This window comes from Paracoccus sp. C2R09 (assembly GCF_018860625.1).
Lineage (GTDB): Bacteria > Pseudomonadota > Alphaproteobacteria > Rhodobacterales > Rhodobacteraceae > Paracoccus.
Map to the genome: position 1 here is coordinate 265,899 of NZ_JAHKQB010000023.1, position 18,834 is coordinate 284,732.

The 18,834-nt window shown below is 65.2% G+C and carries 16 protein-coding genes; 8 read left to right on the forward strand and 8 right to left on the reverse strand.

From position 1 onward, the window contains the following. Positions 1-39 precede the first annotated feature (39 nt). The 3 genes from KO490_RS09265 to KO490_RS09275 are packed head-to-tail and all read right to left on the reverse strand — an operon-like array spanning position 40 to position 2,876. Positions 40-1,056: a hydroxyacid dehydrogenase gene (locus KO490_RS09265; RefSeq protein WP_216019129.1), complete on the reverse strand. Its 1,017-nt coding sequence runs from the start codon at positions 1,054-1,056 to the stop codon at positions 40-42. Between the two features lie 21 nt (positions 1,057-1,077). Continuing rightward, the gene (locus KO490_RS09270) at positions 1,078-1,806 is read right to left on the reverse strand and encodes an SDR family oxidoreductase (protein ID WP_216019130.1); all 729 of its coding nucleotides are present in this window, start codon (positions 1,804-1,806) and stop codon (positions 1,078-1,080) included. Further along, on the reverse strand, positions 1,803-2,876 hold the full coding sequence (locus KO490_RS09275) for a LacI family DNA-binding transcriptional regulator (protein ID WP_216019131.1): 1,074 nt from the start codon (positions 2,874-2,876) through the stop codon (positions 1,803-1,805). The genes KO490_RS09270 and KO490_RS09275 overlap by 4 nt, the downstream gene beginning before the upstream one ends. A gap of 318 nt (positions 2,877-3,194) precedes the next feature. On the opposite strand from KO490_RS09275, the gene KO490_RS09280 reads away from it, so the two are divergent. The 7 genes from KO490_RS09280 (at position 3,195) to KO490_RS09310 (ending at position 10,228) form a co-directional block, all read left to right on the forward strand. Beyond that, positions 3,195-4,499, forward strand: a complete 1,305-nt coding sequence (locus KO490_RS09280; RefSeq protein ID WP_216019132.1) for an ABC transporter substrate-binding protein — start codon at positions 3,195-3,197, stop codon at positions 4,497-4,499. Between the two features lie 73 nt (positions 4,500-4,572). Beyond that, on the forward strand, positions 4,573-5,478 hold the full coding sequence (locus KO490_RS09285) for a carbohydrate ABC transporter permease (RefSeq protein ID WP_216019133.1): 906 nt from the start codon (positions 4,573-4,575) through the stop codon (positions 5,476-5,478). Beyond that, positions 5,478-6,362, forward strand: a complete 885-nt coding sequence (locus KO490_RS09290) for a carbohydrate ABC transporter permease (protein WP_252727091.1) — start codon at positions 5,478-5,480, stop codon at positions 6,360-6,362. Before KO490_RS09285 ends, KO490_RS09290 begins: the two co-directional genes overlap by 1 nt. Before the next feature lie 2 nt (positions 6,363-6,364). After that, the gene (locus tag KO490_RS09295) at positions 6,365-7,213 is read left to right on the forward strand and encodes a sugar phosphate isomerase/epimerase (RefSeq protein ID WP_216019134.1); all 849 of its coding nucleotides are present in this window, start codon (positions 6,365-6,367) and stop codon (positions 7,211-7,213) included. Positions 7,214-7,224: 11 nt separating this feature from the next. Beyond that, positions 7,225-8,460 carry a D-mannonate dehydratase ManD gene (gene manD, locus KO490_RS09300; RefSeq protein WP_216019135.1) on the forward strand — a complete coding sequence of 412 codons (1,236 nt, stop codon included), beginning with the start codon at positions 7,225-7,227 and terminating at the stop codon, positions 8,458-8,460. Between the two features lie 36 nt (positions 8,461-8,496). Then, a complete protein-coding gene (locus KO490_RS09305; protein WP_216019136.1) occupies positions 8,497-9,477 on the forward strand; it encodes an aldo/keto reductase in 981 nt (326 codons plus the stop codon). Between the two features lie 112 nt (positions 9,478-9,589). After that, on the forward strand, positions 9,590-10,228 hold the full coding sequence (locus KO490_RS09310; RefSeq protein WP_216019137.1) for a glutathione S-transferase family protein: 639 nt from the start codon (positions 9,590-9,592) through the stop codon (positions 10,226-10,228). A 47-nt stretch (positions 10,229-10,275) separates the two neighbouring features. On the opposite strand, the gene KO490_RS09315 is transcribed toward KO490_RS09310, so the two are convergent. Together KO490_RS09315 and KO490_RS09320 are read right to left on the reverse strand one after the other, a co-directional pair. After that, positions 10,276-11,106, reverse strand: coding sequence for a DUF1206 domain-containing protein (locus KO490_RS09315; protein ID WP_216019138.1), 831 nt, complete (start codon positions 11,104-11,106; stop codon positions 10,276-10,278). A gap of 1,600 nt (positions 11,107-12,706) precedes the next feature. Beyond that, entirely contained in the window at positions 12,707-13,885 is a 1,179-nt protein-coding gene (locus KO490_RS09320; RefSeq protein WP_216019139.1) for a YHYH protein, read from the reverse strand. Between the two features lie 141 nt (positions 13,886-14,026). Here KO490_RS09320 and KO490_RS09325 point away from each other — a divergent pair, with 141 nt between their 5' ends. Then, the gene (locus KO490_RS09325; protein WP_216019140.1) at positions 14,027-14,476 is read left to right on the forward strand and encodes a MarR family winged helix-turn-helix transcriptional regulator; all 450 of its coding nucleotides are present in this window, start codon (positions 14,027-14,029) and stop codon (positions 14,474-14,476) included. A gap of 835 nt (positions 14,477-15,311) precedes the next feature. On the opposite strand, the gene KO490_RS09330 is transcribed toward KO490_RS09325, so the two are convergent. The 3 genes from KO490_RS09330 to KO490_RS09340 are packed head-to-tail and all read right to left on the reverse strand — an operon-like array spanning position 15,312 to position 18,715. Next, complete coding sequence (locus KO490_RS09330) at positions 15,312-16,010, reverse strand: aspartate/glutamate racemase family protein (RefSeq protein ID WP_216019141.1); 699 nt, start codon at positions 16,008-16,010, stop codon at positions 15,312-15,314. Further along, positions 16,007-17,752 (reverse strand): SulP family inorganic anion transporter, encoded by a 1,746-nt coding sequence (locus tag KO490_RS09335; RefSeq protein WP_216019142.1) that lies wholly within the window; start codon positions 17,750-17,752, stop codon positions 16,007-16,009. The genes KO490_RS09330 and KO490_RS09335 overlap by 4 nt, the downstream gene beginning before the upstream one ends. Positions 17,753-17,797: 45 nt before the next feature. Continuing rightward, on the reverse strand, positions 17,798-18,715 hold the full coding sequence (locus KO490_RS09340; RefSeq protein WP_216019143.1) for an MBL fold metallo-hydrolase: 918 nt from the start codon (positions 18,713-18,715) through the stop codon (positions 17,798-17,800). Between the last annotated feature and the right edge of the window lie 119 nt (positions 18,716-18,834).

Consider the following 18,834-nt stretch of genomic DNA (forward strand, 5'->3'; position numbering starts at 1 on the left):
CCTCCCATGATGTTGCGATTGCCGCGCGGCCCGTCCTCCTCAGGCAAGCTGCGCGGCCCTTTCACGTCTGATTTCCTGAAGCAGGGGTTCCCCGTTCAGGAAGCGGCGGACCTCCTCGACGGCAGACATGCCCTGCATCCGGTAGGTGTCGGTCGTATGCCCCGCGCAATGCGGCGACAGATAGGCGTTGGGCAGCATGCGCAGCTCGTCTTCCTGCGGCAGCGGTTCCGCATCGAAGGTGTCCAGCGCCGCGAAGATGCGTCCGCGACGCAGCTCGGCGGCCATCGCGCCGGGCCGGATCAGGCCCGCGCGGGCGGTGTTCACCAGCAGCGCGCCCTGCGGCATGGCGGCAAGATGATCGGCGGTGATCATGCCGCGGGTCGCGGGCAGGTCGGCGGCATGCAGCGTGACGACATCGCAGTCGCGGAACAGGGCCTCCAGCCCCATCGGCACGACGCCCAGTTCGCGTGCCTGTCCGGCATCGAGGAACGGGTCATGCACCGCGATCCGGCAGCCGAAGGGGCGCAGCAGATCCAGAACCAGCCGACCGACATAGCCGAGGCCCAGGATCCCCACCTGCCGCGCCCCCAGAAGTCCGCCGGTATTTCCGTCGCGCAGGGCATCCCAGCCGGTGCCGTCGCGCATGCCTGCATCCATCACGCGGTGGCGGCGCAGATGTGCCAGGATCTGCGTCAGCGTGAACTCGGCCACGGCGCGCGCGATGACGGGTGCCGCATGGCTGACCCGCAGCACCCCCGATTGCAGCGCATGGTCGATGCCCAGGCGCCTGACCGATCCCGCGGAATGCGACACGAAGCGCAGCCCCCCTCGTGGCGACCAGGCCGAGGCGGGGATGACCGGGCTGCGCCATCCGGTGATCACGGCAGGCATGTCGCGCAGGACCGGGGCCAGATCGCCCGTCAGTTCGGCATCCGACAGGATGACGGGCCGTGCAAAATCCGACAATGCCGTCATCACGGGCGGGGGCATCACGCGGTCGCGCATGATGCGCGGCATCAGGATGGCGACATTCGGCAATGCGCTGTCATCGGTCATGGTGCCCGGTTCCTTCTGCGATCAGCGTTGCGACGGTTGGATCGTCAGTTCGGTGACATGTGCCCGCGGCGGCAGCCGCATCACGAACATGCAGGCATCCGCGACATCCTGCGGCTGCAGCGCCCGGGCCCGCATCTCGTCGGTGGGTGGCGTGGGACGTTGCGCCAGAAGGGGGGTGTCGGTCATCCCCGGCATGATGACCGTGGCGCGGATGCCGTTCTGCCATTCCTCTTCGGTGATGGCATGGGTCATTGCCAGAACGCCTGCCTTCGTCGCCTGATAGGCCGCCCCCGAGGCATCGGGTTTCCTTGCCGCGGTCGAGGAGATGTTGACCATCAGGCCGCCACCACGCGCCCGCAGCACCGGCAGCAGGATCTGCGCCAGGTTGAACGCGGCGTTCAGGTTCGCATCGATCATGCCCGCCCAACTGGTCGGCGTCAGGTCCCCGAAGCTGCGCCGGACGATGTTCACGCCGATGGTATTGACCATCATGTCCACCCCGTCGATCTGCCCTTCAAGCGCGCGGGCCAGGGCATCCGCATCGGCGGCGTCCGCCAGCACCTGCCGCACCCGTCCCGGCCCGGCATCGTCGACACGGGCGGCCGCTTCCGCCATGCGGTCGGCATTGCGGCCCAGCAGGATCAGGTCTGCCCCGGCCTGTGCGGCGGCGATGGCCGTTGCAAGGCCCATGCCGCTGCTTGCGCCTGCGATCAGGATGGTGCGGCCCTTCAGGTCATCCGAATGGTTCATGTCGCGACGGCTCCGGTTTCGCGCGGCCTGGCTGCCGCATGGGCGGTGGACGACCTGACGGTCAGTTCGGGGCGCAGCTCGAGATAGCGGTTGGGGATCTCTCCCTCGGCCTCCAGCGCGTCGATCAGCTTGGCGACGACCAGCTGCGCCATCCGCTGCAGCGGTTGGTGAACCGTGGTCAGCGGCGGTGACATGACCTTGGCCAGATAGATGTCGTCGAACCCGATGATCGAGATGTCCTCGGGCACGCGGCAGCCCATCTCTCGGGCGCCCGACAGCGCGCCGATGGCATACATGTCGTTCACGCAGAAGACTGCCGTGGGCGGGTCGTCCAGCGTCAGCAGCTCGCGGATGGCGGACCGTCCCAGCTCGGCCGCCTGGCTGTCGCCAAAGCCGGTGGCGGTCCGGCCCAGCCACAGAAGGTCCTGATCCAGCGCCAGCCCCGCGCGGTCCATCTCGGCGCGCAGGCCCTCCAGCCGGGCGATCCGGCTGGCCGTGCCGATCGGCCCCGAGATGAAGCCGATGCGGCGATGCCCCAACCCGATCAGGTGCCGCGCGGCCATCCGTGCGCCCAGTGCCTGATCGACGCTGACCGAACAGGCCAGAAGGTCCTGAATGCCCTGCGTGTTCCGGTCGAAGGCCGCGATGCGCATTCCGCGTTCGGCATGCTGGCGCAGATGGTCCAGCGACACCGGGGACGACCCGAGGATCACGCCCCTGATCCCCGAACCGTGCAGCGATGTCAGATAGCTGTCCTCGGCCTCGGGGTCGCGCTCGGCATTGCAGATCAGCACCTGATAGCCGCGCTCCTTCGCCTCCTTCTCGATCATCTGCGAGGCATTGCCCCAGAATGGGTTCGCGACCGAAGGCACGATCAGCCCGAGCGTGCGGATCTGTCCCGATTGCAGCTGTCGGGCAACGGCATTGGGGGTATATTTCAGCTGCGCGATGGCGTCCTGAACGCGGCGCAGGGTTTCCGCGCCCATCTTGGCGTGCCGCCCGTTGATGACGTTCGACACGGTGCTGACCGACACGCCGGCCTTCTTCGCAACGTCCTTGATCCCGGCCATCTTCCCCATCCCCCCGATCGGATCACCATGCTGCAAGGTGATACGTTACACCAACTTAAACGCAGGTCGTGCCGGATTGCCAGTCCCGATCCGCATCCGAGATGACTTTCTGTTTTTGCGTGACGGATCTTTCATATCGCGATGTTTGCACGCCTTCCGGCCGCGGCGTGGCCGCTTGCGCAGCCTGCAAGACGGCGAATGAATCGTTCGACAAAGGTGAAACGTTGCACTACGCTTCGATTCGGAGGATGTCCCCGAGGGGAGGCCGGTCTTCGGGTCGGTATCGGGGCATATGCGTCACAGCCATGGGAGGGGACGATGACGAGATCCGGATCACGCAGGCATTTTCTTGCGCAGGGCGCGGCGGCCATCGGGGCCTTCGCGATCCATGTCGGCCCACGGGGGGCAGGCGCGCAGGGGGTGACGAATGTGCGCTTCAGCGGCTTTGTCGAATCCGAGGAGCAGCTTGCCACCACGCTGAAGGTCCTGAAGGCCTACGAGGCGAAGAACCCCGGCGTGCGGATCATGCCTGAATTCTCGAGCTTCCGGTCGTTCACCGACAAGCTGGCGACCGAGGCGGCGGGCGGCAATGCCCCGGACATGTTCAGCGTGAATGTCGATCTGCTGGCGGAATATGCTGCGCGGGGCGTGCTGGCGCCGCTGACCGACTGGATCCCCGATCCGTTCGACCTGTCGGGATACCAGGATGGCAGCGTCTTTTCCTGCACCTATGACGACAAGATCTTCGCGATGCCGAACGACGCGATCGCGACCGCGATGTTCTACAACCCCGCCAAGTTCGAGGAGGTGGGCGTCGCGATTCCCGACAAGTTCTATACCTGGGAACAGCTGAAGGAGACCGCGGTCGCGCTTGGCCGGGAACATGGTCGCGGCTTCTGGGGGATCGAGGATGGCGGCGGCAACAACCTGCCCTGCGACATCTTCCTCCGCGCAAGGGGCAAGTCGCTGTTCACGCCCGAACACACCATCGGCTTCACCCCCGAGGATCTGGCCCAGTGGTTCCAGTACTGGGAGGACATGCGCCAGGAGGGCGGCGCGCCCCCGGCCGACGTGCAGGCGCAGGCGGGCGACAATTCGGCATCCCTGGGGATCGTGCGGGGCCGGGCGGCCATGCTGGTCCAGACGACCGACAGTTTCGTGGGCATCGGGGCGCTGATGGACGAGCCGCTGGAGCTGATGATGATGCCCAACGGCTTCGAGGGCGGCGAGATGCGCAATCACCACTACGATTACGCCGGGAACTCGACCGGGATCTGGGCCAATGCCCCCGACAAGGACCTGTGCGTCGACATCATCCGCTTCATGCATTTCGATCCCGAGGGGGTCGAGCTGTATTACGACGGCAGCGGCATGATCCCCGCATCGACGGCGGGGCTGGAGAAGTTCGGCACCAGCGGGACCGAGGCCGAGAAGAAGCTGGTCGCCTATCTGCGGATGCTTCGGGAAGATCCCGCGCCGTCGCGGCGTCCGGGCGTCGGTGGTCTGGGCGGCATGTTCCGCCGCGCGAACGAAGCGGTGGCCTTCGGCGAGGCAAGCGCGCTAGAGGCCGCGCAATCCGTCGCCACCGAGATCGAGCAGAAGCTGTCGGCCCTGAACGGCTGACCGGCCGGGACGGCCCACGGACGGACCGGATCCCCCGCCGGGGTCCGGTCGCCCTGCAAGGAGTAGGCACATCATGCGCAGCACCAGGAACCTGAAGAAGCGGCAGAACGGGGTGGCCTTCCTGTTCCTGTCGCCTTGGCTGATCGGCTTCACGCTTCTGACATTGGGGCCGATCCTCGGATCGCTCTACCTGTCCTTCACGGATTATGACCTGTTCAGCAAACCGGAATGGACGGGGCTGGACAATTACGCGCGGCTGATGGGCGGCGATCCGCGATACCTCCAGTCGTTGAAGGTCACGCTCGGATACGTGCTGTTCTCGGTCCCGCTGAAGCTGGGCTTCGCGCTGTTCATCGCGCTGATCCTGAACCGCGGGCTGCGGGGGCTGGGGTTCTATCGCTCGGTCTTCTACCTGCCCTCGCTTCTGGGGGGCAGCGTGGCGGTCGCGCTGATGTGGCGGCAGATCTTCTCCTATGACGGGATCATCAACCATTTCCTGTGGACCTATCTCGGCTATGACGCGCCCAGCTGGATCACCAATCCCGACTATGCGCTCGGGACGCTGGTGCTGCTGGCGGCATGGCAGTTCGGGGCACCCATGGTGATCTTCCTGGCCGGGCTGAAGCAGATCCCGCAGGACATGTACGACGCCGCGGCCATCGACGGTGCGCGTCCGGTCCAGCAGTTCTTCTTCGTGACCATCCCGCTGCTGACGCCGATCATCTTCTTCAATTTCGTCATGCAGACCATCGGCGCGTTCCAGGCCTTCACGCCGTCCTACATCATCTCGGACGGGACGGGGGGACCTGCGGATTCGACGCTGTTCTACACGCTGTATCTCTACGAGCAGGCCTTCACCAATTTCGAGATGGGCTATGCCTCGGCCATCGCCTGGGTGCTGGTCGCCATCATCGCCGCCGCCACGTCGGTTTCCTTCCTGACGGCGAAATACTGGGTGCATTACGGGGACGAGGGCTGATGACCGACATGACCGACACCACGACGCTTCGGGCCGAACCCGCCATTCGCCCGGTCAGGCCGCGTGCGCGACTGTGGATGCATGCCTTCCTGATCCTTTTCGGGATCGTCATGCTCTATCCTCTGGTCTGGCTGGCCGTCAGCTCGTTCAAGCCGTCGGGGATCATCTTTTCCGATACCAGCATCATCCCGCGGCATTTCGAATGGGAAAACTATGCCCGCGGATGGGCCGGGGTGGCGGCGCCCTTCAAGACCTTCTTCCTCAACAGCTTCGTCATCTCGGGGCTGGCGGTGATCGGGAACTGCCTGTCCTGTTCCTTCGTGGCCTATGCCTTCGCGCGGCTCGATTTCAGCTTCAAGAAGCCCCTCTTCGCGCTGATGCTGATGACGATCATGCTGCCCGTCCATGCCACGCTGATCCCGCAATACGTGCTGTTCAACGCCTTCGGCTGGATCAACACGATCCTGCCCATCGTCACGCCCAAGTTCCTGGCGGTCGAGGCGTTCTTCATCTTCCTGATGATCCAGTTCATCCGCGGCATCCCGCGCGAGCTGGACGAGGCCGCGGCCATCGACGGGGCCGGTCCGATCCGCATCTACTTCGCGGTGATCCTGCCGCTGATGTCGCCCGCACTGGTGACGACGGCCGTCTTCTCGTTCCTGTGGACCTACGAGGATTTCCTGTCGCCGCTGATCTACCTGACCTCGATCGAGAATTACGTCGTCCCGCAGGGGCTGCGCCTGCTGCAGGCCGCGCGGGGGTCCAGTTCATGGGGGCCGATGCTGGCGATGTCGCTTCTGTCGCTGGTGCCGATGTTCATCGTGTTCTTCGTCTTCCAGCGCAAGCTGATCGACGGGATCGCAACCACGGGGCTGAAGGGATGACGATGACCCACGCACCTTCCGTCACGGTCTTTACCAAGCCCTGGACCGAGCCTCTGGAAACGCTGGCCCCCAAGCTGGCCCGGCTGGGCTTCGAAGGGGTCGAACTGGCCGTGCGGACCGGATACCAGGTGGCCCCCGACCGCGTCGCCCAGGATCTGCCGGCGGCGGTGCGGCTGCTGGCGGATCACGGGCTGGCGACCCCCAGCATCGCGGGCGATATCGACGCGGCGACAATCGCGGCCTGCGGCGAGGCAGGGGTCCGCATGATCCGCATCTGCGCGCCCATCGACATGGGGATCGGGTATCGCGCTTCGGTGGACCGCTATCGCGCGTCCTTCGACCGGGTGCTGCCGATGCTGGAACGGGCGGGCGTGTGCATCGGCGTGCAGAACCATTCGGGCACCCATGTCGCAAGCGCGGTGGGGCTGGCGCACCTGCTGGAACGCTACGATCCGCAGCTGGTCTGCGGGGTGCTGGACATGGCCCATTGCGCGGTGGACGGCGAACCCGTGGACATGGCCGTCGATATCGCCTGGCCGCTTCTGAACGGCCTCGTGAACTTCAAGTCGGCCTGCCATCTTCGGGCCACCGGCCCCGAGGAGCAGGCCCGATACGAGGTCCATTGGACCACCCACGACCATGGCGGCTATGACTGGGCGGATCTTGTGGCCGCGCTGCACGCGCGCGGTTACCGGGGCAGCTTCTGCATGCCCGCCGAATACAACGCCCAGGCCGGCCGACACGGTCAGCGGATGGGCGACGACGTGATCCCCATGCTGACCCGCGATCTGGCGCATCTGCGGATGCTGCGCGACCGGGCCTGGGGAACAGCCACGCAGGACAGGGCATGAAAGCGGCAGGAATGAGAACGGGCAAAAATCTGATCATCAGCGACGTAAGGGTCATCCTCTCCAGTCCGGGGCGGAATTTCGTCACGGTCAAGATCGTCACCGAAAGCGGCGTCTTCGGACTGGGCGACGCGACGGTGAACGGACGCGAGATGGCGGTCGCGACCTATCTGCAGGAACATGTCGCGCCCTGCCTGATCGGGCGCAATGCCCATGACATCGAGGATATCTGGCAATACCTCTACAAGGGCGTCTACTGGCGGCGCGGTCCGATCAACATGGCCTGCATCGGCGCGGTCGACATGGCGCTGTGGGACATCAAGGGCAAGGCGGCCGACCTGCCGGTCTTCGAGCTGCTGGGCGGGCGAAGCCGCCGCGCCATCGGCACCTATGCCCATGCGACCGGCAACACGGTCGAGGATACGCTGGCCCGCGCCGAGGAACTGATGGGGCAGGGCTTCGCGGCGATCCGGCTGCAATCGGCGGTGCCGGGCATGGATGGCAGTTACGGCGTGCTGGGCGACAAGAAGGACTATTTCGAACTTCAGAGCGATAGGCCCCTGCCGCCCGAACATCCCTGGTCCACGCGCAAATACATGAACTCGATCGAGGAGCTGTTCCGCGAGGCGCGCGACCGGCACGGTCAGGACATCCAGCTGCTGCACGACGTCCACAGCCGCCTGACCCCGATCGAGGCCGCGCGGCTGGGCAAGATGCTGGAACCTTACGACCTGATGTTCCTAGAGGATGCGGTCGCGGCAGAAAACCAAGAAAGCTACCGCATCATCCGCGATCACACGACGACGCCCCTGGCGATCGGAGAGATCTACAACACGATCTGGGACTGCAAGGAGCTGATCCAGAACCAGTGGATCGATTACATCCGAACCGCCGCGACCCATGCGGGCGGCATCACGGGCCTGCGCCGGATCGCGGATTTCGCGGCCCTGTTCCATGTCCGCATTGCCCCGCACGGCGCGCCCGACCTGTCGCCGATCTGCTTTGCTGCGCAGTCGCATGTGGATATCTGGGCGCCGAATTTCGGCATCCAGGAATTCGTGGGCTTCGGCAATGCAAAATCCGACGAGGTCTTCTCCTACGACCTTCGGTTGGAAAACGGAATGATCCATGTCGGCGACAGCCCCGGACTGGGCGTCGATTTCGACGAGGAGGCCGCAGCGCGATACCCCTACAAGCGATCCTATCTGCCGGTCAGCCGGCTCGAGGACGGAACACTCTGGAGCTGGTGACGGTTCTTGTAACGACAATACGGACAAGGTGAGAATATGACTGAGAAATTCGGCAAGACCGACCTGGAAACGACCAAGATCGTCTATGGCTGCATGGGCGGGGCCGGTGCCTTCGGGGCGCAAGAGGAAACCGACAGCATCGAGGCCCTGCGCGAGGCCCACGAGGTGGGCATCAACTTCTTCGACACGGCCGAGGCCTATGGCAATGGCTACAGCGAACAGCTGCTGTCGCGTGCGCTTGGCGACAAGCGGGACGACATCGTCATCTCGTCCAAGGTCGCGACGCAGAACCTGGCGCCCGACGACATCATGGCCGCCTGCGAACGCAGCCTGAAGAACCTCGGGACCGACCGCATCGACCTCTACATGCTGCACTGGCCCAATCGCGAAGTTCCGCTTGCCGACAGCATCGGCGCGCTCAAGACCCTCAAGGATCAGGGCAAGATCCGCTGGTATGGCGTGTCGAATTTCGGGCGCGACGATCTGAACGATGCGCTGGCGCTTGGGGACGTGGCCGTCGATCAGCTGCCCTATCACCTGTTCTTCCGCGCCATCGAGTTCGAGGTCCAGCCCATCTGCAAATCGGCCAACGTGCCGATCATGTGCTATTCCTCGCTTATGCAAGGGCTTCTGGCGGGCAAGTACCGTTCGCTTCAGGATTTCCCAGTGGACCGCGCGCGCACGCGCATGTTCGATCATCGCAAATGGGCCGATGTCGTCCACAAGGAGGAAGGCGCCGAAGAGGCGGGCCAGGAACTGCTGGATGCTCTGTGGAAGATGGTGGACGAGACCGGTCTCTCGATGGAGGAGCTTGCCGTCGGCTGGCTGAAATCGCGCGAGGCCGTGGGCGGTGTCATCGTCGGCACCCGCAACGGCGCGCAGAGCCGCGGCCTGAAGAAGCTGCTGGACGTGCAGCTGGATGCCGATGTCCTGGCATCGCTGGACCGTGCATCCGATCGCCTGAAGCAGGAACTGGGCGCCGATATCGACATGTGGGGCAAGGGCCGCACACGCTGATCCGACGCGGGCCGTGCCCTTCGCGGTTGCCTTCGGCGCCGCGTTGGGCATCCCTTGGGCCATGGCCCCGGCGATATCGTTTGCCGGGGCGTCCCCAATGCACGGATCCGCCATGATCGATCTCTATACCTGGACCACCCCCAATGGACGCAAGGTTTCCATCCTTCTGGAGGAACTGGGCGTCCCCTTCACCGTCAAGCCGGTCGATATCGGCAAGGACGAACAATTCGCCCCCGATTTCCTGAAGATCGCGCCGAACAACCGCATCCCTGCCATCGTGGATCACGAAACGGGCGTGCATATGTCCGAGAGCGGGGCGATCATGCTGTATCTGGCCGACAAATACGGCCGTTTTCGCGCCGAGGGGCAGGAATACTGGCGCATGGTCGAATGGCTGATGTGGCAGATGGGCGGGCTGGGTCCGATCTGCGGCCAGGTCCATCACTTCGTGAAATACAACCCCGGCAAATCCGCCTATGCCGAGGACCGTTTCGGCACCGAGGCGCGCAGGCTCTATCGCGTGCTGAACGATCGTCTGACGGGCCGGGACTATGTCGCGGGCGACGGGGCCGGGATCTATACCGTGGCCGACATGGCGATCTGGCCCTGGATATCGCGCCATGAATGGCAGCAGATCGATCTGGCCGATTACCCGGCCCTGCGCGACTGGTATCGCGGGATCGCGGAACGTCCCGCCGTCCAGCGCGGCTATCACCTGCCGCATTTCACCGCCGATATTCCGACCGGCTGACGCGACAGGATTCGCGTGAATCGGGGCGGCGCCGTGCCGCCCCGTTGTTACCGCATAAGCTTGGCTGCCAGCGTCTGGATGCCGGGATCGGATACCTTGGGCACGACACGATAGGCGGCGTTGACGAAGCAGAAGATCGCAAAGCCGACCAGCCCGAGGCAGATCCCGAAGACGAGCGCCTGCCCATAGGCCTGGTTCGACAACCACGAGAACGCCTCGCCCGTGCCGCCTGCCTGCTGCGGATCGGCCTGCCATGCCGCGAAGCCGAACAGCATCCCGATGATGCCGATGACGATGCCATGCGCGATCAGCCCGGCCTTGAGGATCGGGTTCCACCGCGTCGTGAAATGGTTTGCCCGCAGATGCTTGCGATATTCGTTGGTCAGCCCCTGGCGCATGTAATGCCCGCCCGCGCCCAGGATCAGCAGCGCCACCAATCCAATGATCCATCGCCCGCCGGGCCATCCCATGACGGTGCCGACATGGCCGGAAATTCCGGAACCCTGACCCGAACCGCCACTTCCGATGATCAGCGATACCGCCAGAATGCCGATGCCCAGATGGATGGCACCCGTCACGACCATTCCGATCCGCGCGACGATGCCCTTCGCCTCGCTGCCATAGGCTTCGAGGTCGAACCACGCATCCAGAACGCGCCACAGCGCGTAGGCGAACATGCCTGCCGCGATGATGGCCAGCAGGATGCCGCCGCCCAGGCTGTTCTCGACCCATCCGAATGCGGACGAGGTGTCCTGGGCCTGCCCCCCGCGCCAGATGGAATAGAGCGACATTCCGGCCACGACGGCATAGACGAGCCCCTTGCCGGTATAGCCCGCCCGCATCAGGGGCACGGCCCATTTCAACTCTTCCTTGCCCATATCGCTCCGTTCCTGCTGAGTTCCGGTGCAGAGGGTATCGGCCTTCGTGGCACGGGCCTGTCCCGCCCGCTTCGAAGGCCGCCCGCGCACCTGATGACGCCGACGAACGTGCAACCGGCAAGGTGCGTTCCTTCGGGTATCCGGGCGGATGTTGCCTTCGCTTCGAAGGGCGGAGAGTCATCGCCGCTGTTGTGCAGGGAGCGTTCGGCCCTTCACAGCTGTTGGCACCCGGGCGATCCCGCGCGGATTCGGCCCATGGACCCGGGCGACAATCTTCATCCAATGCGCGACCTGTGCGGTAGACCCTGTTGCGAAGATGGGCACCGATCCCGCGATACCGCGGTAGGTGTGCCGCGCGTCGCGCCGATCGGCGACCGACCAGGGGGATCCAGTCGAGAGCGACGTTCGGGATTGGCCGGCGGCGTGCCCCACTTGGCAGGTGTCGCATGCCGACGCAGATCCTGCGCCGCATTCTGTTGAGGCGGGCTCTGGCGACACTGCTACGAAGCGCAAGCTCCGCTTCGGTCGAAGCGGTGGGCTTGGACCCGTCATGCATCTTTGAAACGCCAGGTCGCGACATTGAACGATTACATGTCTGTTCAGGCGGCCCGTCACGACGCTAGGGCATACGGGTTGAATGCCGCGCAGGGTCGCGGGCAACTGCCATATCGGTGAACGCCTATTGCTGCAACCAAGTCGTCTTCGGCCCTCTGGCGGCCGCGCTGACTAGGTATCTGGTTCAGGCCAAGCGCATCCGATTCCGCCCCCAGGACAAGGCGATCGTGATCATGGCGGCTAAGGGTCCTCGGCCCTCTGATGACGGATCTCGCTTGGCCCAATTGTGTGATGCAGATGTCGAACATTCTGAGGTAAGGCGCATCCGACCCGGCTTTCATCTGCCTTGTGAACGAAAGGGGCGCAGGGATCTGATTGCTTTCGGCCTCCTATGCTCCCCCCCCCCCCGCGGAACAACATCCGTCCTCGCGATCTCCATTCGTGCCGACGGATCGAGCATCCGGGGTTGGCGGATCTGACAGCGCCCTGCGGGACGCGGTCGTTTGCTCCGACATGGGCGAACAGATGGACCGCCTTTGTCGGGCTTGAACAGAAACCGTGGTGGAGTTTGGGGCGTAACGTCTTCGGATATGGTCATTGCGGGCAGTACGGTCGTCACCGTTCCTGACAGTCATGTCGCGAATATCGCGATCAGAGGTGGACGGGTCATGAACCGAAGGCAATCAGGCATATCGATGTCACGGGTCCTTCCATGCGAGCCCGACCTGCATGGCCATCTGGATCAGCCGACCCTGGGCGGGACGATGGTGGCGGACGGATTGGCAGCCGAAGCCCGCTCGGGGGCAGGGGGGGCGCGACCCGGTCAAGCCACTTCGAGGAACGCGGGCGAGCCGGATGAAGCTTCACGCCAAAACCTAACTGCAGTATATCGTGCTAACCCCCGCGGTCTGGATACGGATCTTGGAAGCCCCGCGGGACCGAACGTCCGCCCCCCGTTTTGAAGCGATCCGCGGAGGTTCGCGCCGCCATCCAGCACTTCGTGGCGCCGACCGGCGTTAAAACCCGCGCGGCACCATGAGTTCGATCAGTGTCCCGGCCGGGGCATCGCGGCCTCCAGTGCATCGGGGGTGACGCTCAGGGTTTCGGCGACAGCGTTCATATCGGCGGTGGGGCCGCCTGCAGCGTCCAGCGTCTCGCGCAGCAAGTCGGCATCGACACCCAAGGTCCGGGCGATCGGGTCGAAATCGGGCTGGCCGCCATGTCCGCCATGCCCACCATTACCGCTTGCCGATCCGATGCCGCCCGCCGCGGTCGTCGAGAAATTGTCCCGCGCCACGCTACCGACAAGGCAGGTCGGCAGGTTCGGGAAGCTGTCACGGGCGTGATAGTGATAGACCGGCTCGCCATCCTCGGTCGTGGGGCCCATGTGGCCGCCGCATTCGTCCAGCCCATCGGGGGTCGTGCCGTCATGTTCCAGCGTGCCGAACATCGCGAAGCCGTCGAAGGCGAAACCGAACTGCGCGGTCGGATCCTGTTCGACATTCGCGCATGCGGCATGGACCTCCTCGGCATCGTAGATCGCGTCGAGATCGGTCGCCGTCGCATGCCAGTGATACCAGCCGCCCGGGTCGATATGCCCGCCGCACGTGTCGAGCGCGGGCATGTGGCCCGTATCCAGCACCGAGGGCGCATCCGCGAAGATCGGCACGCCGTCCAGCGCGATGCCCACCTTCGCGACCGTCCCGAGATCGCTCGGCGTTTCGGCCATGACCGGATCGACGGGGATCAGCACGGTCATCTCGACCTCGGGGTCGGCGGTCGCCTGGATGCATTCGTTCGCTTCGGTCGGGCCTTCGGTCCTGATGTCGAAGCTGTAGACCTCGCCCGATTCATCGAAGAAGGTATAGCCCTGATCGGCCAGCATTCTCAGGAAATCGCCGTCGATCCGATACAGCCCGGCCTCGTCGCCATCCCAGTGCCAGATGCCGCCTTCATCCTCGATCGTTGCCGGGCAGAAGGGGCCGATCCGAAGGTCGTCGGGCTGATGCTTCACCACATAGCGGGCACATTGGGCGGCCTCGCCGGATTCGAGCGTGCAGTCCACGATCTCGGCCGGTGCGGCCAGCGCGGTGTCCTGAACCGAATCCGCATCGGCATGGACCGCATGGGCGCTGCCATGGGCGAAGGCGCCCCCGGCAAATGCCAGACAGCCCAAGGCCGAGAGGAGAAGGGTCCGCAATGCCGTGCCGGGATTCGGGGTCATGCGTGGGACAGAAGACATGTGAAGCTTTCCATTCATGGCTGGTCGCTTTTCGGGATCGGCGCCTGTGCCCCCGGGTTGCCCGGATGGGAAGAAGGGCATAGAAGCGCCCGAACAATTGGTAAGGTGCCTAACTAAATGGCCGTGAAAGAGCAACCCCCGGGTTTTCACCTTCTGGCGCATTCGGCCCATCTGATCGAGGACCGGCAGCGCAGGATGCTCAGGCCCTTGGGTCTGCACGCCGGGCAGGCGCGGGTCCTGCATGTTCTCAGCGACAAGGGCGAGGCGTCGCAGCGGATGCTGGCGGACCAGTTCGACGTCTCGGCCGCCAGCATGAGCGAGATGACCAAGCGCCTGATCGCCAACGGGTTCATCCAGTCGCGCCCCAGCCCCGAGGATCGACGGTCCAGCCTACTGTCGCTGACGCCCAAGGGCCGCAAGCTGGCGCAGAAGGTGTTCCAGGTCTGGCGCGAACTGGATGAACTGATCGCGGACGCGATCGGAGCGGAGCGGGCGGGCCGGCTGTTTGCCGACAGCATGGCCCTGCGCGACGCCTTGGGCGGACGCGCGCCGGGGCGCGACGAGGCGAACTGAAGCAGGGCGCTATCATGGCGTCCCGATGATGCTTGCGCCTGCCCGATCAGGGGCGTGCCGGATTGCATCCGCCGCCCTGTGCGTCCTGAGCGCTACCGGGTCAACGTAGATGAGGCGCCCTATAATGTTTCAAGCGGGTGTGGTTTCCGTCCGAATCCGGTTCGTATTGCCAGCCGCTCTCCCGGCTCCAGTTCCACCATTCTGCGGCCAACGGGTGATTTTCGCCGGGCAGCGGGTCATGCCCGACCCCGGGTTTAAACGAAGAACATCGGTCTGTTCGGCCGGATCGGCGCGACTGTCACCTGCAGCCTAATGTCATGCTTGGCGATGCTGTTCGGATTGCCCCGCTTGGCAAAGGTGTCGCTCAGATCGTTCGCGATCCCGGGTCATCGAATCCGCGCATCCGGCACAGGATCTCCTTGTCGCAGACTTGGCCTGCCGACGTGTTCGTCGCGGGCAGATGCTACTGTGTTGCGCGACCAGCCAATCACGATGGTCATGTCTCCGGTATCGGGGGACCAAAACCGTGCCGACGTTCTGTGCGAAGCTTTCGGTAAAAATGCCGGCGGAAGACAGGGCGATGGCGGGGTGGCCTGATATCGTCGACGATACGCTTGGCCAGCCGGACCAAGGAGCATGGTCCATGTGGAAACGACCGGCATCGCCTATCGGCCCGTCACCCGTTCGAGGCCCCACGACTAACCGACTGAGAGATGACGGCGATCTGCTCGGGCTGCCTGCGGGCTTGGATCAGTCACAGGGGCGTGTGGCTGTCCACGCGCGCCTGTCCCTTCGTCGGGCTGTGCTTGCTCCCGGGGCGATTGCCGGGCGCGGGTCAGCCGGTCTGCAGTGCCATCGCCACTGCCGCGCGGCAATGCAGTTCGGTCGTCGAGTAGAGCGGCAGGCAGGCATCGTCCGGCCCCAGCAGCAGGGGAATCTCGGTGCAGGCAAGTGCCACGCCCTCGGCGCCCCGCGCGGCGAGGGCGGCGATGATCCTGCCATATTCGTCGCGGGTGGCGTCCAGGAAACGGTCGTTCACCAGCTCGCGGTGGATGGTGTCGTCGATGATGGCGCGGTCGGGCTCGGTCGGGATCAGCGTCTCGATGCCGTGATCCGCGAAGATCGAGGGATAGAAATCATCCTCCATCGTCTTTCGCACGCCAAGCAGGGCGACGCGGCGGCAGCCCTGCGCGGCGATGGCGCGGGCGGTCACTTCGGCGATATGCAGGAAACGCAGCGCGACCGTCGGCGCGATGCGTGGCACGAAGCGATGCGCGTTGTTGCAGGCCAGCACGATGAACTCCGCGCCTGCGGCCTCGAGTGCGCCTGCGGCATCCGCGATGATGGCGCAGGCGGCATCCTCGTCGCCGCGACCGTGCATCGCGTCCAGGTAATCCTGCCGGTTCACGCTCTCGATCACGATGCGCGCGGATGTGGCCCCGCCGCATTCGGCCTGGATCAGCTGGTTCAGACGCCGATAATATTCCGCGGTGGCGACCCAGCTGAGCCCCCCGATCATGCCGATCTTCTTCATGCCGCTCCCTCATCCTTTTGCGGGTTCCGTGGGGCCAGGGCGCATATCGCCTCGTGCTGGCTCAGATAGACGTGACCCGTCAGCTCGTCCAGAAAGCGGCAGCAGCGCAGGCGGTCCATGACCGGCCCCTTCACCTCGCTCAGATGCAGGCGGATCCCTGCATCCGACAGGCGGCTGTTGATCGCCTCGAGGGATTCCAGCGCCGAAAGGTCGATCTCGTTCACGGCGGGGAACATCAGGACGACATCCGTCAGGGCCGGGCGTTCGGCCACCAGCCCCGCCAGCCGATCCTCGAGGAAGCGGGCATTGGGGAAATAGAGGCTCTCGTCCACGCGCAGGGAAAGGATGTGGGGATGTGTCTCGACCTGATGGCGCAGGACATTGCGGAAATGCTGCGTGCCGGGAACGCGACCGACCACTGCCATATGCGGCCGCGACGTCTTGTAGAGATGCACGAGGATCGAGGTCGCGACCCCCGCGCTGACGCCGGTCTCGACGCCCGCCAGCAGGGTCAGCAGCATGGTTACGGTGACGGCGGCGAAATCGGCGCGGCTGAAGTTCCACGCGCGGCGCAGGATCGACAGATCCACGAGGCTTGTCACGGCCACGATGATCGTCGCGGCCAGCGTCGCCTTGGGCAGCAGCTGCACCAGGGGCGTCAGGAACAGCGCAGCCAATGCCAGCCCTGCTGCGGTGAAGGCGCCCGCTGCGGGCGTTCGGGCCCCTGCATCGTCGTTCACCACAGACCGAGAAAAGCCGCCCGTGACAGGGAAGCCCCCGGTGAAGGCCGCCGCGATGTTCGCACCGCCCAGGCCGATCAGTTCCTGATCCGGGTCGATGCGCTGACGCCTGCGCGCGGCCAGTGTCTGCGCGACCGAGATGCTCTCGACGAAGCCGATGACCGAGATCAGCATGGCCGGCACGACCAGCGCCGACAGCAGATCGGGCGAGAACGAGGGCATCGTCAGCGGCGGCAGGCCACGCGGCACGTCCCCCACCAGCGCGACGCCCCGGTGGCCAAGGTCGAAGGCCCAGACGGCAACGGTGGTCGCGGCGATCGCCAGGACCGGGCCGGTCCGGGCGCCCAGCTCGGCCATCCGGCGAGGCAGGCCGATGCGCTGCAGGAAGGGTCGCAGACCGCCACGCGCCCAGAACAGGAACGCGGTCGTCGCTCCGCCCAGGATCAGGGTCGGAAGATGGATGCCGGGCAGGTTCCGTGCAAGCTGCGGCAGGATCTGGGGCAATGTCTCCCCGTCCCCCGCGAGGCCCAGCAGATGGCGCAGCTGGCTGGCCGCGATCAGGATGCCGCTGGCCGACACGAAGCCCGAGATCACGGGATGGGACAGGAAGTTCGCAAGGAAACCCAGCCGCATCGTCCCCAGGGCCAGCAGCATCAGCCCCGACATCAGTGCCAGCGACAGCGCCGCCGTTGCATAGCCCGCGATCCCCTGCGCCGCGGTGTTTCCGACCGCCGCCGCCGTCATCAGCGATACGACCGCGACCGGCCCCACCGCCAGCGCACCGCTGGTCCCGAAGATCGCATAGACGAGGATCGGCGCGATCGAGGCATAGATCCCGGCCTCGGGCGGCAATCCCGCCAGCAGCGCATAGGCCAGCGATTGCGGGATCAGCATGATCGTGACGATGGCCGCGGCCATCAGGTCGCCGCCCAGATCGGCACGGTCGTAGCGCCGCCCCCATTCCAGGATCGGCAGGTGGCGGGACAGGGCAGGGGGCTTCATCGCGATGGGGTCCGGTTTCCTTGGAACGGGGATGGCGCGGGCCCGTCAGTCGAAACGGTTGACCGGCAGCTTGAGATAGCTGTGGCCGTCATCCTCGGCCGGGGGCAGCCTGCCGCCGCGCAGGTTGATCTGCAAGGCCGCAAGGATGCAGTCGGGCAGGCGCAGCGTTGCATCGCGCTTGCGGCGGCGTTCGACGTAATCCTCGCGCCGGGTGCCGTCGCGCACATGGATGTTGTTCGCCCGGTGTTCGGCCACGGTCGCCTCCCATTGCGGTTCGTCCCGGTCCTTGGTGCCGTAATCGTGACCGACATTCAGCCGCGTCTCGGGGGGCAGGGCCAGGATGGCCTGGATCGAATCCCACAGCTCTTCGGTGTTGCCGCCCGGGAAATCGGACCGCGAAGTGCCGGCATCGGGCTGCATCAGCGTGTCATGGACGAAGGCCGCATCCCCGCAGACATAGGTGATCGACCCGAGCGTGTGGCCCGGCGACAGCATCACCGTCACGGGCAGATTGCCGATCTTGAATGTCTCGCCATCGGCGAACAGATGGTCGAAATCGCGTTCGGGGTCGAAGGCATCGGGCAGGTTGTAGAGATCGGCCCAGATCCGCGCGATGTCGGGCAGACGTGCCCCGATGGCATTCGGTGCCCCGGTCCGCTGACGCAGATGCGCCGAGGCCATGACGTGATCGGCATGGGGATGGGTGTCCAGAACCCATTGGACCGTCAGGTCGTTCCTGCGGACCAGATCCAGCACCTGGTCCATGCTGTCGGTCGAGAAGCGGTAATTCTTGGGGTCGAAATTCCAGACCACGTCGATCAGCGCAGCCTGCCGCGTCTCGGGATCGGCGCAGACATACTGGATCGAACCGGTATCGGGTTCGTAGATGCCCCAGACATCGGGGCTGCCCGACCCGGATGAAGGGGAATGACGGATGACGGGGGATCGAAGCGGTTCGCTCATGCTTGGTCGTTCCTTCGTGCCGGTGTCATTGACAGGGTGTCGCCCCTTGAAGCTAGGGGCAAGCGCAAACACATTCAAGTATGTGAATGAAAAAACGCCCGAACACGACGTTATCGTAT